The sequence below is a fragment of the Glaciecola sp. MF2-115 genome, from assembly GCF_047250385.1.
GTDB lineage: Bacteria > Pseudomonadota > Gammaproteobacteria > Enterobacterales > Alteromonadaceae > Glaciecola.
On sequence record NZ_JBLBVM010000056.1, the window covers coordinates 242577 to 257931 of the forward strand.

General features: G+C 41.3%; 12 protein-coding genes and 1 tRNA gene. 6 read left to right on the top strand and 7 right to left on the bottom strand.

Going from position 1 to position 15355, the window contains the following annotated elements:
• Positions 1-381 precede the first annotated feature (381 nt).
• From ACKLNX_RS16295 to ACKLNX_RS16305, 3 genes are all read left to right on the top strand, one after another.
• The gene (locus ACKLNX_RS16295; RefSeq protein ID WP_412973109.1) at positions 382-684 is read left to right on the top strand and encodes a 4a-hydroxytetrahydrobiopterin dehydratase; all 303 of its coding nucleotides are present in this window, start codon (positions 382-384) and stop codon (positions 682-684) included.
• A gap of 244 nt (positions 685-928) precedes the next feature.
• Positions 929-1005: transfer RNA gene (locus tag ACKLNX_RS16300), tRNA-Met, on the top strand.
• Between the two features lie 182 nt (positions 1006-1187).
• Positions 1188-1694: an alpha/beta hydrolase gene (locus tag ACKLNX_RS16305; protein ID WP_412973110.1), complete on the top strand. Its 507-nt coding sequence runs from the start codon at positions 1188-1190 to the stop codon at positions 1692-1694.
• A 167-nt stretch (positions 1695-1861) separates the two neighbouring features.
• On the opposite strand, the gene ACKLNX_RS16310 is transcribed toward ACKLNX_RS16305, so the two are convergent.
• Together ACKLNX_RS16310 and ACKLNX_RS16315 are read right to left on the bottom strand one after the other, a co-directional pair.
• Positions 1862-4534, bottom strand: a complete 2673-nt coding sequence (locus ACKLNX_RS16310; protein WP_412973111.1) for a TonB-dependent receptor domain-containing protein — start codon at positions 4532-4534, stop codon at positions 1862-1864.
• Between the two features lie 199 nt (positions 4535-4733).
• The gene (locus ACKLNX_RS16315) at positions 4734-5177 is read right to left on the bottom strand and encodes a MaoC family dehydratase (RefSeq protein WP_412973112.1); all 444 of its coding nucleotides are present in this window, start codon (positions 5175-5177) and stop codon (positions 4734-4736) included.
• Positions 5178-5321: 144 nt separating this feature from the next.
• On the opposite strand from ACKLNX_RS16315, the gene ACKLNX_RS16320 reads away from it, so the two are divergent.
• Entirely contained in the window at positions 5322-6221 is a 900-nt protein-coding gene (locus ACKLNX_RS16320; RefSeq protein ID WP_411693647.1) for a LysR family transcriptional regulator, read from the top strand.
• A gap of 88 nt (positions 6222-6309) precedes the next feature.
• Here the strand turns inward: ACKLNX_RS16320 and ACKLNX_RS16325 are convergent, their stop codons facing one another.
• Complete coding sequence (locus ACKLNX_RS16325; RefSeq protein WP_412973113.1) at positions 6310-8109, bottom strand: acyl-CoA dehydrogenase C-terminal domain-containing protein; 1800 nt, start codon at positions 8107-8109, stop codon at positions 6310-6312.
• Positions 8110-8159: 50 nt separating this feature from the next.
• Positions 8160-10286: a 3-hydroxyacyl-CoA dehydrogenase NAD-binding domain-containing protein gene (locus tag ACKLNX_RS16330; protein WP_412973114.1), complete on the bottom strand. Its 2127-nt coding sequence runs from the start codon at positions 10284-10286 to the stop codon at positions 8160-8162.
• Positions 10287-10573: 287 nt separating this feature from the next.
• On the opposite strand from ACKLNX_RS16330, the gene ACKLNX_RS16335 reads away from it, so the two are divergent.
• Positions 10574-11338: an SDR family NAD(P)-dependent oxidoreductase gene (locus tag ACKLNX_RS16335; RefSeq protein ID WP_412973115.1), complete on the top strand. Its 765-nt coding sequence runs from the start codon at positions 10574-10576 to the stop codon at positions 11336-11338.
• A gap of 215 nt (positions 11339-11553) precedes the next feature.
• Positions 11554-11952 (top strand): DUF3718 domain-containing protein, encoded by a 399-nt coding sequence (locus tag ACKLNX_RS16340; RefSeq protein ID WP_412973116.1) that lies wholly within the window; start codon positions 11554-11556, stop codon positions 11950-11952.
• A gap of 109 nt (positions 11953-12061) precedes the next feature.
• On the opposite strand, the gene ACKLNX_RS16345 is transcribed toward ACKLNX_RS16340, so the two are convergent.
• The 3 genes from ACKLNX_RS16345 to ACKLNX_RS16355 are packed head-to-tail and all read right to left on the bottom strand — an operon-like array spanning position 12062 to position 15332.
• The gene (locus ACKLNX_RS16345) at positions 12062-13036 is read right to left on the bottom strand and encodes an NADPH:quinone oxidoreductase family protein (RefSeq protein ID WP_412973117.1); all 975 of its coding nucleotides are present in this window, start codon (positions 13034-13036) and stop codon (positions 12062-12064) included.
• Position 13037: 1 nt separating this feature from the next.
• Positions 13038-14096, bottom strand: coding sequence for a phosphotransferase family protein (locus tag ACKLNX_RS16350; protein ID WP_412973118.1), 1059 nt, complete (start codon positions 14094-14096; stop codon positions 13038-13040).
• 12 nt (positions 14097-14108) lie between these two features.
• Positions 14109-15332 (bottom strand): acyl-CoA dehydrogenase family protein, encoded by a 1224-nt coding sequence (locus tag ACKLNX_RS16355; protein WP_412973119.1) that lies wholly within the window; start codon positions 15330-15332, stop codon positions 14109-14111.
• Between the last annotated feature and the right edge of the window lie 23 nt (positions 15333-15355).

Sequence of the window (15355 nt, forward strand, 5' to 3'; positions counted from 1 at the left end):
ACGCTAGATACAAAAAAACCCCGGTCAAGCGGAGTTCACAAATACTTCATGTTAATGCCCGAAATGCCTACAGCCCTTCAGACGCTTGACCTAGACGCTACTTTGCTAAAAATTGTAAGCCCTATTAATAGCTTAAATTCAACTTTATGCAGGGAGCCCGCCTCAAAACTTGCGGACAGTATAACTCCCTTGCTATATATACGCAAACTTTACTAAGGGAAAGCTTATTTTAGTGAATAACTTGATATTTACCCTAAGCTATACCAATCTGTGCTTCATTACTATAATAGCGCTTAATAACGGCTAGTTATCAAAGCGCTTACTCAATAGCACTTGAGCAATAGCACTTACTTAATAACACTTTAAACAGAGGATAATCTTATGCCCGACAAATATACAACAGAACAGGTTAACGCTTCTTTGGCTCAATTAAATTCCAATCTACCTGAAGAAGATCAATGGGCAATTAAGGACGAAAAACTGTGTAAAACCTTTAAGTTTAAAAGTTTTATACGTGCATTCGGATGGATGACACAGATCGCTATTTGGGCTGAAAAATTAAAACATCACCCAGAGTGGTTTAATGTCTACAATAAGGTTGACGTATCGTTAACCACCCATGATGCAGGCGGCATTAGTGAATTAGACTTTAAATTGGCTGAGAAAATGGAATCATTTCGATAAAGTTCGGTCCAAGTACATAAGCAAATTTGAATTTTGAAGTAAACTTAATGTGTTAAATTGCGAATACTGAATGAAATGCATTTTACTTTGCTTGGTTTTAATACAAAAAAGCCTATTTTTGCATGTTATTTGCGCACTTGGCATTTATTTTGATAAAACTGTAAAACTAAGGTTGCCAAGCAGTTTTTGCTATGTATAATACGCACCACTTGAGACGGGAAAGATAGTCTCAAACCAGAACAATCGCGGGATGGAGCAGTCTGGTAGCTCGTCGGGCTCATAACCCGAAGGTCGTAGGTTCAAATCCTGCTCCCGCAACCACCTTAAGAAACCAACACTTTGTGTTGGTTTTTTTTTGCTTGGGATTTAATATCTATTAAGAAATGCTCTATCAGCATCAGCCAATAAAAACTGAATCCAATCACATAGGCAAATGCACCATCAAAGCAAAGCCTAATTAGCTATGCTACCCTCACTTTTTCAATTAAAAGCAAAGTACAAAAATGAAAGTTATATTCTCTCACGGCAAAGAAAGCGGTCCTTGGGGCAGCAAAATCAAATATTTGGCAAACACGGCGAATGCGCTTGGTTTTGAAATAGACAGTATTGATTATTCTGGCATGCTAGATCCTGATGAACGAGCAAAGAAACTCTCTGCTTACATTAAGAGTGAGAAAGCGCCTTACATTCTAGTTGGTTCAAGCATGGGAGGTTATGTATCCTTAGTAACGGCACAAAAAACGTCACCACTTGGAACCTTTTTATTAGCGCCGGCTTTATATATCAGTGATTATTCGCAGCAAGAATACGCAAATAATATAGATAGACTTGAAATTGTACATGGTTGGTCTGATGATATTATACCAGTAGAAAACTCCATAAAATATGCGCAACAAGCGAAGTGCACTTTACACTTAATAGATGGTGACCATCGTCTAAATAGCTCTTTAGAGCAAGTGAACGAACTTTTTGCTCTATTTCTCACTCAATTTTTAAAAGTAAAATCTTAAATTTATAAAGGCAGTTAAATACTGCTTATTATTTTCGCGGTGCCAAAATGCAAGCTCTATGTTCTTAATGGATATCGTATGTAGTTTTCGTCACTACTGATTTCACGTCAATAAAAAAGGCCTTGCAAGCAAGACCTTTCGGTTAAAACAAAATATTTACACGCTGCCTAAAACTGCACCGCTAACCTAGCATAAATCTGACGTCCTCTCGGATCATGAACCTTCGAGTCGAACCCACTATTAGTAAATACTTGCGGTGGATCTTGATCTGTTAGGTTAATACCGCCAAGGGTTAATACGTAGTTTGATTCTGTTTCAAACATAGAGCCAAGGTCGATATTGAACTGAGCATCGAAGGTCACATGGCTATCTACCTCAAGGAAATTCCCGGTTGTTGCATCCACGTTTTGATCATCATCGTAACTACTTATATATCGAGCGAAGAGATTCGCGGAATAACCATCTGTCTTCCAATTTAGACCGAGATTTGCGCGCAGTTCTGGGCTTGATACACCAATGTTATTAAAGTTACGAAGCCCCGCTCCTTCAACCTTGCCAGCTTGTGGGTCAACAAGGTCGTAGTCCAGTACATAAGTCGCAGTTATTGATGGCGTAAACGTTCCCAGATCTGATTCAATTTTATAGCTTGCTACCATATCTAAACCAGATGTTTTAAGTGAACTGGCATTTACATACGTGGTGTTAACTTGTAGTAATGGCCCGTTTAATGGATCACCTGCACGAATAACGCGTGTCGTATTTTGCGGATCAGCATTCAATACTGCTTGGAAACTTTCTTGAATAATTAGATTTTCAAAATCGAAGCTCCAATAATCTAACTCAATTGACAAGTCGTCCATCGGTTCAACAGAGAAGCCTAAGTTAAATGCCGTTGACTCTTCTGGCACCAAGTCTTCATTACCGCTGGCTCTTGCTGCCGCGAACGCTGCACCACCAGTCAATGGGTCAACCATTTGATTCAATGATGTTGCACCACCGTCTCTCTGAAATATAGAAGGAGCTCTAAATGATGTCGAAATAGAAGCTCTAAAAGACAAGTCATCCGAAGCCCTATATGAAAGCGCCAACTTAGGATCGACTGTGTCGCCAGTAGTGCCACCGTAATCTTCATAACGCAAAGCTATTTGAACATCCAGTTCATCTGTTACGGGCATGGCAAGTTCACCAAATAAAGCGACGACATCTTGCTCGCCATAGATATCTGCGTTACCAATAACAAAAGCGAATCGATCTTGATTCGACAAGTCATCATAATCTTGCGTAAGATCCTGGTAACGATATTGAGCGCCGATGGCTATTCCAGCAGCACCACCGTCCATTTCAAACAATTCAGTTGAAACGAAGGCTTCGACTACTTCTAAATTAGCTTCAGAATCTATTTCTTGTCTTGCTGTGAAGGAGTCAATAACGCTTTGTGTATTCGGTGTAATAAATGACGATGAGAATGGATTAAAGTACTCACATCCGCCCTCACCCGCTGTGCCGGTTACTGGGTCACAATTAACGCCACCAAAGCCACGCAAAGCGTTTTGAAATTGCTGCGCTAAGGTATCACGCACGGTAAAATAAAAGTCATTCCTGGCTGCTGTATAGCTTACTTCCCAAAAACCTGCGTCCAATTCACCTTGTACCATTGTGCTAAAACGAAAAGTATCAGACTCAGTTCTAGCTGGATCGCCTTCTTGACCATTTCCTAACTCCCTTCCGAAGAAGGAAACAGGAAATCCGAAGAAGTTATCAGGGTGATCAGCAGGAATCGATGGTAAGGTCAAAATTGGAAAACTCGGGGAGCCCCCACGCTCTGCTCTGTTTCGTGCGTAACTCACTTCCGAAATCCATTCAATGTCATCAGAAATATTATAAGTGCCTCTCATGTAGGCATTCACTCGCGTTTCGTCAGGAACAAATGAATATGTTGAACCAAAATCAAAACCACAGAAGCCAACGTCAGTCCCACCTGGTCCAACGCCTGCTGGCGCTAATAATATTGGTGAGCCTCCGAAGGTTGCGCAACCAGGATCAATAATTGGTGTTGGAGCGGCAGTAATAGGAGGTAAAATGAAAAAGGCTCCAGGATTACCTAATGAACTTGTATCGTCTTGAGGCCGACTTAAGCGTCGGTCTGAAGTGAACATAGGAGAACGGTTAGTATAACTAATCGCAGCCATGACACTGCTATCGTCACCAGTTGCCCCCCATAAACCTTGGACGACATATTCTTTATTATTGCCATGTGCGCCGTCTTGATAATCCAAAGTAACTGAAGCGCCTTCATAGTTTTTCTTTGTGATGAAGTTTACTACGCCAGCAACAGCGTCTGAACCATACAGCGCAGAAGCACCATCTTTTACAACTTCCATTCGGCCAATAGCAATCATCGGCACTAACGAACTAGTATCAACGAAATTAACGCCGCCATTATTTGGCTGTGAGTTAACTACTTGGCGTTTGTTATTTAGCAGAATGAGTGTCGAAGCGACTCCTAGGCCGCGTAAGTTAATATTAGATGTTCCTGCCGTGGCGTTTTGCGTAAATGCATCAGGGGTATTTTCTGCCCCCGTATTTATTGTCAGAGTTTGAGTAATATCCCCAATATTCTTGGCACCTATTGAATCAATTGCAACACTATCTACAATCGTTAATGGCGAGGGTGAATCGAAATTTTCGCTGCGTCGAACAAAACTCCCCGTAACTAGAATTAACTCGACTTCTTTTGCTTTGTCTTCTTCAGCTTCTTGCGCCAGTGTAATAGATGGATAAGCGAGTAACTGAGATGCTACAAAGGCAGCAATAGCTGACTTTTTGGCTGTAAATATCATAGTGGTCCCCAAATTCCGCATTACTGGATCTGGGCCCAGATTAACGGAGATTATTTTATCAATTATTATTGACTACAGCCAAAAATCGCAACCATAGTCAATTGATAGTAGGGCTAGCCCATCTATTTGTAAATGAATTGTTACTTATATGTAATCATTCATGATAAGCATGGTCAGACCAGGTATTTACGAAATACTCTTATTTAGCGATTAATAAAGTCAAAAATGTGCCCACTAGAGCGGGTTTTTCTCGACCTTGAATCTCAACCTTTGCTGCGACTTTATATAGTTTCCCCATCGCTTTATCCTCAATATCGGCAACTTTAAATTGGTATCTTATTTCGTCATTTACTCGCACTGGCTCAAGAAACCGTAAACTATCAATGCCGTAATTGAGCATTGTGAATTTCATTGGATCGACGCTTATGACTTGCTCGAACATCATTGGCATTAATGAAGCAGATAAAAAACCATGGGCAATGGTAGTCTTAAATGGGCTTTCTTTTGCACAACGCTCTTGGTCTATGTGTATCCACTGATGATCCCCTGTTGCCACAGCAAATTCGTTAATTTTTTGTTGAGTGATCTTAAACCATTGTGTTTGCGGTAATTCATCGCCTACTTTGAGTTGTGAAAATTCCATATCAATCCTTTTTTATTAGTATTTCATATTGATTTAGACTAATACTATCAATTAAATCAATGTTTGTAGTAACATTAATGATAGATTTAAGCCCGTTTGTCGAATTACAAATAACAATATCGGATTATAGGAAATAATTATAAGATGAATTTGAATCGTATTGATCTCAATCTATTTGCTGTTTTTGATGCTATTTACACAGCAGGAAGCTTAACCAAAGCAGCTGATGTGTTATGTATTACTCAACCGGCAGTAAGTAACTCTCTTGCCCGCCTCAGGGAAATGTTGAACGATCCTTTGTTTGTTAGAACGGGACACAGCATGACACCCACTCCCGTTGCCCAAAATATTATTGGCCCCGCGCGCGATGCTCTCAGTTTGTTGCGCAAGAGCGTTCAAGACTCTCACATATTTGAACCGACAACCGCTCACAAAGCGTTCAACTTTGCGAGTAGAGACCTATTGGAAGTAAGTATCATGCCGCGACTCATGGCCTTACTGCAGAAAAATGCGCCAAATATCACATTGACCAATTACGAAATAGCCCGCACTAACGTTGTGTCCGCGATGGCGAGTGGCAGCCTCGATTTTTTTGCTGATGCATCAGCTTTTACCGATCCACATTTGTTAAAGCAAAAAATCGCCTCAGACCGTTTCGTTGTGCTCGCTCGTAAAAACCATCCAATGCTTAAAAATGGTTTGGATTTAGAAACCTTCCTTGAATTAGGCCATATAAATGTATCTCATCGCAAGAAAGGCGCAGGGCCTATTGATATCGAGTTAGATAAGCTAGGTAAGAAACGTAAAGAAGTGATGCGTGGCCAACACTTTTTGACGGTACCTAGTGCAATTGTTAAAACTGACTTAATAGCCTGCCTTCCCTATCACTTAGCGAAGCACTATGATTTAGCTATTTATGAAATGCCCTTTGAAATTCCACCCGTTGAATACTACCTATACTGGCATGTAAGCGCGGATCACGATCACGCCCATATTTGGATGCGCGAACAAATCATGGAAGTAGCAAAAACCTACAACCATTGATATTGAATAAACATAAAAAAGACGAGTATGTTGCCATGCTCGTCTTTCTTGTTGCTTATAAGAAGCCCATTATTTACTTGGTTAACAATTAACCTTGATAAAAATGCTCTGCGTCCATCTGCATTAGGTTTTCTGAGCCAGAGTTGATGGCTGAAACTAATGATCTAGTGCGCGTTAACATCCTATCAAAATAGAATTTAGCAGTTTGTAATTTGGCATTGTAGAAATCAACTTCACTGCTTCCTTCGTCAATTTTTTGCTGAGCGACGACAGCCATTCTTAACCAAAAATAACCAACCGTAACGTAACCAGAATACATTAAGTAGTCTACCGAAGCTGCGCCTAGCTCATCTGGGTTGGATGCCGCAGAAACGCCAATGTCTTGAGTCATTTGTAACCACTCATCAACATGGGATTCAATCGCATTTGACCAATGGTTGAACTGTTGCTTGTCACGAATAGTTGCACAGTACCCTTTAATCTCAGAAGTAAAAACGTTTAGTAATTCTCCCTTAGAGCCCATGATTTTACGTGCTAATAAATCAATGGCTTGAATACCCGTTGTGCCTTCATACATCGTGCAAATACGGGTATCACGAGCTAGCTGCTCCATGCCCCACTCTTTAATGTAACCGTGTCCGCCGTATACTTGCATTCCGTAACTGGTGGTTTCTTGCGCAGTTTCTGTTAAGAAAGCTTTTACAATTGGTGTGAGTAAAGCAAGCTTAGCTTCTGCTAACTGTTTATTTTCTGGCGATTGATCATGCTGAGAAACGTCGACTAATTGCATGCAATAAAGTGCTAGTGCTCTATTACCTTCGCGAAACGCTTTCTGTGTTAGTAGCATGCGACGAACATCAGGATGAACGATAATGGGATCGGCTGGGCCATCAGGATTTTTTACCCCAGTCATAGAACGAAATTGTGTTCTGTCTTGGGCGTAGGCCAAGGCACCTTGAAATGCCGCCTCAGTAGCTGACAAACCTTCAACACCCGTGCCTATTCTTGCCATGTTCATAAACACAAACATACAATTTAAACCGCGATTGGGTTCACCAATCAAAGTAGCTTTGGCTGAGTCGAAGTTGATCACGCACGTTGCGCTAGCTTTGATTCCCATTTTATGTTCGATAGAGCCACATTTAACTGCGTTGCGGTCGGTAATGTTACCCTCTGCATCGACATTAAACTTAGGTATCGCGAACAATGAAATGCCTCTAGTTCCTTCCGGCGCGCCAGGTAATCTTGCCAAAACAATATGAATAATATTGTCTGACATATCATGCTCACCTGCTGAGATAAAGATTTTAGTACCCGTTACACTATATGTACCGTCGTCATTTGGCTCTGCTTTACACTTCAGCATGCCTAAATCAGAACCGCAATGAGATTCGGTTAAGCACATTGTGCCAGTCCAGCTTCCTTCAACAAGCTTTTCTAGGTATATTTTCTTTTGTTCGTCGGTACCATGCGCTTTCAGAGTTTCCATGCAGCCTTGACTCAAGCCTGGGTACATCGCCCAACTGTGATTAGCACCAGAGAACCATTCGGCCATAGAGGATGCAAGTGAATATGGTAAACCTTGCCCACCAAATTCAACGGGATGCGCCATCGAAGGCCAACCACCGTCTACATATTGTTGATAAGCCTCTTTAAAGCCCTTTGGTGTTGTTACTTCACCATCATTAAACGTACAACCTTCTTCATCACCCGATGCGTTAATTGGCGCTAGTACATTTTCGGCAAATTTAGCAGCTTCTGAATAGATTGCGCGAACTAGATCATCACTTGCATCTTCAAAACCTAAACGTTGATAATGTTCTTCAAAACCAAGTAGTTCATTAGTAACGAATAAAGTGTCTCTTTGTGGTGCTTTAAAATTTTGCATAGTTTCCTCTTTTTACTCTTAAATAACCGCTGAACGCAGTTACTAAATATTTATTTCTTCACTGACGAAAAAGTTTTTCCTGACTCTGCTAATTCGTCCAATAAGGTTGAAGGCGTAAACCAATGTTGGCCGTAGTCTCCAAGTGATTCTTTATAAAAATTCATTCGATCTCTGATATACGCTAAACCAAGTTCATCCGCATACTGCATAGGCCCGCCTCTGTATACAGGGAAGCCATAACCGTAGACGTAGATAACATCAATATCACTAGATTTAGCCGCAATGCCTTCCTTGAGAATATCCGCACCTTCATTAATAAGCGGGAAGATACAACGTTCTAATATTTCTTGGTCAGAAATTTCACGTTGCTTGATACCCAGTCTTTTTGCTTCTTGTTTAGCAATTTCAATTACCTCTGGATCTGGGATAGGCTTGCGACTGCCAGCCTCATAAAGGTAAGCACCTTTCCCAGCTTTTAGACCTACGCGACCTTGGGCAACTAGCTTGTCGGCTACAATGCAGTAACTTGGATCATGAGCAATTAACTCTCTGCGTGACTCTCGAACAAAGAAACCAATATCTAGGCCTGCCATGTCACCCATGGTAAAAGGTCCCATTGGGAAACCGAACTCGCCGATTACTCGATCGACTTGCTCTGGACTTGCGCCTTCAAGCATTAAGCGGTTTGATTCCCTACCATAGGGCTCAATCATTCGATTGCCGACGAAACCAAAGCACACGCCAACTAACACACCCACTTTTCGGATTGTTTTAGCTAGGACCATTGCCGTTTTAATAACATCGTCTGCGGTTTTTTCACCGCGCACAATTTCGAGCAATTTCATAACATTCGCGGGAGAGAAGAAATGTAAACCGATTACATCTTGTGGACGCGATACAGAGGAGGCGATTTCATTTAAATCGAGTGTTGATGTGTTCGAGGCCAAGATAGCACCAGCTTTACATACCTTATCTAGCATGCCGAACACTTCTTTTTTCACTGACATTTTTTCAAAGACCGCTTCAATCACTAAATCGGCATTCGACAAATCATCGTAATTTGTTGTACCCGTTAACAGTGACATACGTTCTTCAACTTGCTCTGTGCTTAACTTACCTTTTTTCGCTGAGTTTTCGTAGTTACGACGAATAAGTGCCAAGCCTTTATCAAGTGCATCTTGTTTTAATTCTAACATCACAACAGGAATACCGACGTTCGCAAAATTCATCGCAATCCCGCCGCCCATTGTCCCTGCTCCAATCACAGCAACTTGTTTGATGTCACGGGTCTTTACATCTTTTGCAATTCCTTGAACATGACTTGCAGCTCTCTCCGCGAAGAAGAAATGCTGTTGTGCTCGGGCTTGAGGCGTATCCATGCACTCTATAAATAATTCCGATTCACGTTTTAGTCCATCCTTAAAGTCATGCGTGTATGCTGCTTGAACTGCCAGCACACATTGACCCGGAGCAAAGAACCCACGTGCTTTTGCAGCCACTCCTTGAGCGTACTGTTCAAACAAAGCCTGGGTATCGCTATTCATTTCGAGTTTAATATCGCAGACTTTCTTAACGGGCAGTTGCTTTTCAACAACTGTATTGGCGAACTCCATTGCTGCAACCTGCAATTCTTCTGCTGAATCAACAATCAGGTCAAATACGCCATTTAATTTAGTTACTGGTGTCGGTGCACCAGTGACGATCATATCTAATGCCGTTATAGCATCAGCAAGCCTAGGCAATCTCTGCGTTCCGCCCGCTCCAGGTAATATACCAAGATGCACTTCTGGCAGGCCTACTTTGTTCTTAGCGTGCGTGACTCTGTAATGGCAAGATAATGCTAACTCTAAACCACCGCCAAATGCGTTACCTCCAACAATAGCAATAACAGGCTTTGTTGATTGTTCAATAAGGTCTAATACTTCAGGCAATACGGGTGACAAGTCAGTGGAACTAAATTCAGAGATATCAGCCCCTGCACTGAACAATGGTAAATGAGAATGCAACACGATTGCTTTTACGTTTTGATCAGCTAAGGCCTTATTCACGCTTTCTATCACGCCAACCCGGACAGCTTTTGATAACGCATTAACAGGAACACTGTTAAGACCAATTAAAGCAAGTTGCTGATCTTGAACATAGCTTACAGGACTGACTATAGTAGTTTCGCTCGACATAACGTTTCCCAATAAAATCTGATACTGGAAGATTAGGGTATATGACGCTATCAGCCCACTTTATTGATTTTATATAGATTGATAAGTTTGGTTGATTTAGTTTCGCGATTGCGAATTGTATAACCGTCGCTGCATATATTCGCTGATTATAAATATGAGAAATGTATTACTGCCAATAGATAACTATTTGAATTAAAAATAGTGGGGCAATTTTCTGAAGATTATACTCAGAAAATACTACAATTTAATCAGTTCTTATTTCATGTAATTTAACTTTAGGAAACTCAATGGACAGTTTATTAGATTTCAGCAATAAAACCGCAATTATAACAGGGGCAGCCAATGGCTTTGGGAAGAAGCTTGCTCTGGAGCTAAATAAACGTGGTTGCAATTTGGTCCTCAGTGATATTAACAAAGAAGGATTAGAAGAGACCAAGTCCAGTTTGCCGTTTCCCGACAAAGCATACATTTTGGTTGGTGATGTTGCGGACGAAATGAACTCAAAGTCCTTAGTTGAACTCGCTGTTAGCCAATTTGGTAGCTTAGATATAGCAGTTAATAATGCCGGCATAGCACATGAGATGGCTGCAACACATGAATTAACCGAAGCAATATTTGATAGTCAATTTGCTGTAAATGTAAAAGGTGTCGCCTTTGGAATGAAATATCAAATTCCCGCAATGTTAAAATCGGGTCACGGACACGTCCTAAATATTAGTTCCTTGGCAGGTCTAGGTGGTGCGCCTAAAGCAGGTGCTTATGTTGCCGCGAAGCACGCTGTGACAGGATTAACCAAAACAGCGGCAGTAGAATACGCCCGCCATAATATTCAAGTGAACGCTGTTTGCCCTTTCTTTAGTCCAACAAATATTATGAATGTTGAGGGCTTAAATACAGAAGAAGCAAGAGCCATGTTGGCAAAGGGTTCACCGATGAAACGTCTTGGTGATCCACAAGAAATGGTTAATGTGATGCTATTGTTGCTCTCACCAGGCAATACGTATATGAATGGGCAAACCATTGCAATAGATGGCGGAGTCACTGCCTGGTAAGGGCTACAGAGAAAAGCAATAATTAAATACAAAAAATCAAAGAAAACCCACAAAAAGCCAATGCATTGAATTTATTGGCTTTTATATTAAGTCACCCACAAATATGGTATCAAACCACATACTTTAGTATTTGCCTGCTAACTGACCAATCAATTTCAAACAAGTATATTTGCTCTCGACCTAACCAAACAATTTAACTTAAAGGTGTAAATATCATGTTGAAAACGAAACTTTACGCACTTGCAGCTGCTATACCATTTGCTTTATTTTCAGTTCCCTCTCAAGCAGGTGACATTGAATCGGCATTGGCTAATATCTGTACTATCGTTGTTGCGGACGATAAAAGTGAACTACGCAAAAAAATTAAAGTAGTACGATCTGACTTTAGGCTTCAGCTTAAAGATTATTACACGGGCATTAAATGCAACGGTAATAGCATGATCAGGACTGCTGCACTGAATAATGCGGTTGAAGCTGGCACGTTGCTTGTAAAGAAAATGCCAAAGAAAGATTTAGCATCACCTGAAGGTGATGGCAAAACGCTTCAAGCATGGCTTGCTGAGCAAGGCCTTGCTGACAACCCCATTGCACTAGCACTTCAGGATCGTATCTAATACGGTATGAAGAACCATTTTGAAACCGTTTCAACATGGTCGACGAAGGGAACTTCGTCATTAAAGGCGACTCGATAGAGTCGCCTTTTCTTTTTAAGCTTGTTATTTACTAAGGTTTAATAACGACTTTCCCTTTTACTTTCCTGTCTGTCACTTTATTTATCGCATCAACCGCATCAGCCAAAGCAAAGCGTTCATCAACAACAACTTTGATTTTCCCCTCAACATACCATGTTAATAATTCTTTCATATTTGCCATGAAATCTTGTGGCTGATGTTGTGTAAATGAGCCCCAAAATACGCCAACAACAGAGAAACCTTTTACTAAGGCTAAATTTACAGGAAACTTCGGTATTTCGCCGCCAGCAAAACCAATAACCAACAGACGTCCATTCCATGCCATGCTGCGAGAGCAAGTATGGAACATATCGCCTCCTACACATTCATAAACAACATCAACACCCTTGCCATTTGTATGTTCTTTGATGGCTGCTTTGAGATCTATGCCAGTGTAGTTAATACATATATCCGCTCCATTTTCTTTTGCAACTTGACACTTTTCATCGGTAGAGCAGACCGCTATCACTTTAGCTCCCATCACTTTACCAATTTGAATCGCAGCCAAACCTGTTCCGCCAGCCGCGCCAGTGACTAAAAGTGTATCTGAGCTAGATAGGTTTGCCCTTTGTTTTAAAGCATGGTGTGCTGTTGCGTGTGCAGTGACCAAAGCTGAAGCTTCTTCCAGTGGGATATCATCTGGTACTGGGATGACGTGCGTTGCAGGCACTTCAACTTTTTCTGCATAACCACCCAATACACACATTCCAATGACACGTTGCCCAATTTTTAAATAAGGCACTCCTTCACCAATTTGTGAAATAGTGCCAGCAACTTCGGTACCTGGAATAAAGGGTAAATCAGGCTTTATTTGATACAGACCTTGCACTAACAAGCTATCTGGAAAGTTGACACCAGCTGCTTCAATATCAATAACGACTTTGCCTTTTGAAGCAACAGGTTCAGGCATATCCTGTAATTTTAATTCTGAAACTGGGGCAAATTCATTACATACAATTGCTTTCATCTTAATACTCTTCCTTAATCGCTCGAACTGCGAGCGCTGATAATGGGTTTAAAAGTTGTTCTAGTTCCAGTGCTTTTGGGTTTGAAGCATTACCATCCTTGCCTCGCTTTACCACTCCTTGAACAATTGAAAGAAGTCGGAAAAAACTAAAGGCAATATAAAATTGCCAGTTGTCTATACTTTTGATTCCAGCACGTTCGCAATAGAGTGCAACATAATCTTCTTCAGTCGGAATACCCAACTCTTCTCGATACACTCCGCCTAAACCTGGGACATTACCCATGTTTGCAGGTAAACGCAGTTGCATGCACTGATATGCCAAATCTGCGTAGGGATGGCCTAATGTTGATAATTCCCAATCTAAAATAGCTACGAGCTCTTGACTATCTGGCGTGAATATCATGTTGTCTAAACGGAAGTCTCCGTGAACAATGGCGCTTAGACCATCGTCATCTGGCAGGTTTTGACCTAGCCATTCCATCAAAAATACTGCGTCTTCACTTTCTTGAGTTTGCGCTGCATTGTACTGCTTAGTCCACCTATCTAATTGACGAGCAAAATAATTACCAGGACGACCAAAGTTCTCCAAACCAACTTCCTCAGGCTTAATACTGTGCAAATTTGCCAATGCCAAATTCATCTGTTCGTAAATTTTAGCCCTTTTTGAGTTTGGTGATTCTCCAAAACAAGGCCTTTCGTCAAAATCTGATAACGACGCATTCCAAAAAATGTCACCCGCTACATAACTCATAATAAAAAATTGACTACCGATAATCTCGTTGTCAGTACATAGGTGAATGGCTTTTGGTACTGGGACTTTAGTGTCCTGCAACGCTTTTATAATCCGATATTCGCGATCCACTGCATGAGCTGATTTAAGCAAACGACCAAGTGGTTGTCTTCTCAATACAAACTCACCAGTGGAAGTTAACAACTTAAAACTGGGGTTTGATTGACCACCACTAAATTTATCTAAGCTCAGAAGCGCACCCAATTCAGGCACTTGGCTGTCGCAATATGCCTGAAGAATTGCAAGATTTGGTGTGATATCAAAACTCATTATTTGTTTTGCTCAAATATTGTTAGCAGACATCTGCTTAACTAAGTTTCCGCCCAATTGCATCATGTGCACTTGATCAGGACCATCAGCAAGTCGAATTGTGCGAGCGTATGCTAAATTAGCACTCAGTGTTGTATCTTGGGAAGTTCCTAATGCACCGTGCATTTGGATAGCTTCGTCAATCACCTCACAAGCCATTTTAGGCGCGACAATTTTAATTGCTGCAATAATATTTTTAGCAACCTTATTACCATACTTGTCCATATGGTCAGCCGCTTTTAATGTTAATAAACGTGCTTGCTCAATTTTGCAATACATACTGGCTAGGCTTTCACGAACAGACTGCTGTTTGCTTAGTGGTTGACCAAATGCAATTCGTTCATCAACTCGCGCACATGCCTCATCTAAAGCTCGCTGTGCACATCCAATAAGGCGCATGCAATGGTGGATTCGTCCCGGCCCTAAACGCCCCTGTGCAATTTCAAAACCTTTACCCTCGCCTACCAATAAATGACTGGCAGGTACTCTAACATTCTCAAACAAGACCTCTGCGTGACCGACAGGTTCATCTAAGTAACCCATAGCTGACATTGGGCGAACAATGGTAACGCCGGCAGTATCCATTGGCACTAAAATTTGAGATTGTTGCTCGTGCCTTGCCGCTGATGTATCTGTTTTCCCCATTACAACCATGATACGACAATTTTCGTTCATTGCGCCGCTGGTGTACCACTTACGGCCGTTGATCACATAGTCATCACCGTCGCGAATAATTGACGTCTCAATATTAGTTGCATCAGACGATGCCACTTCCGGCTCTGTCATTGCAAATGCCGAACGAATTTCGCCGTTAAGAAGCGGTGTTAACCAACGTTCTTGTTGTTCAGGATTTCCGTATTTTGCTAGTACTTCCATGTTACCTGTATCTGGAGCACTGCAATTAAACACTTCCGAACTCCATAGTGAGCGGCCCATCAATTCACATAGGGGAGCATATTCAAGATTAGTTAAGCCTGCACCATAAGGCAAGTATTCACTAGGCAAAAACAAATTCCACAAACCAGCTTCTTTCGCCTTTACCTTTAAGTCATGCATTAACTGAGGAGTTACCCATGGATTTTCTGATTGATGCACTAAATCATGGTACGTAGCCTCATTTGGATAAATATACTCATCCATAAAAGCCTGCAGTCTTGCGATCAAATCATTTGTTTTTTCGGTGTAATCAAAGTTCATATTTGCCCCATGCCAAAGCTGGC

Coding starts and splice junctions, on each gene's coding strand:
- ACKLNX_RS16295 (WP_412973109.1), top strand. CDS start 382: ATGCCCGACAAATATACAACAGAACAGGTTAACGCTTCTTTGGCTCAA.
- ACKLNX_RS16305 (WP_412973110.1), top strand. CDS start 1,188: ATGAAAGTTATATTCTCTCACGGCAAAGAAAGCGGTCCTTGGGGCAGC.
- ACKLNX_RS16310 (WP_412973111.1), bottom strand. CDS start 4,534: ATGATATTTACAGCCAAAAAGTCAGCTATTGCTGCCTTTGTAGCATCT.
- ACKLNX_RS16315 (WP_412973112.1), bottom strand. CDS start 5,177: ATGGAATTTTCACAACTCAAAGTAGGCGATGAATTACCGCAAACACAA.
- ACKLNX_RS16320 (WP_411693647.1), top strand. CDS start 5,322: ATGAATTTGAATCGTATTGATCTCAATCTATTTGCTGTTTTTGATGCT.
- ACKLNX_RS16325 (WP_412973113.1), bottom strand. CDS start 8,109: ATGCAAAATTTTAAAGCACCACAAAGAGACACTTTATTCGTTACTAAT.
- ACKLNX_RS16330 (WP_412973114.1), bottom strand. CDS start 10,286: ATGTCGAGCGAAACTACTATAGTCAGTCCTGTAAGCTATGTTCAAGAT.
- ACKLNX_RS16335 (WP_412973115.1), top strand. CDS start 10,574: ATGGACAGTTTATTAGATTTCAGCAATAAAACCGCAATTATAACAGGG.
- ACKLNX_RS16340 (WP_412973116.1), top strand. CDS start 11,554: ATGTTGAAAACGAAACTTTACGCACTTGCAGCTGCTATACCATTTGCT.
- ACKLNX_RS16345 (WP_412973117.1), bottom strand. CDS start 13,036: ATGAAAGCAATTGTATGTAATGAATTTGCCCCAGTTTCAGAATTAAAA.
- ACKLNX_RS16350 (WP_412973118.1), bottom strand. CDS start 14,096: ATGAGTTTTGATATCACACCAAATCTTGCAATTCTTCAGGCATATTGC.
- ACKLNX_RS16355 (WP_412973119.1), bottom strand. CDS start 15,332: ATGAACTTTGATTACACCGAAAAAACAAATGATTTGATCGCAAGACTG.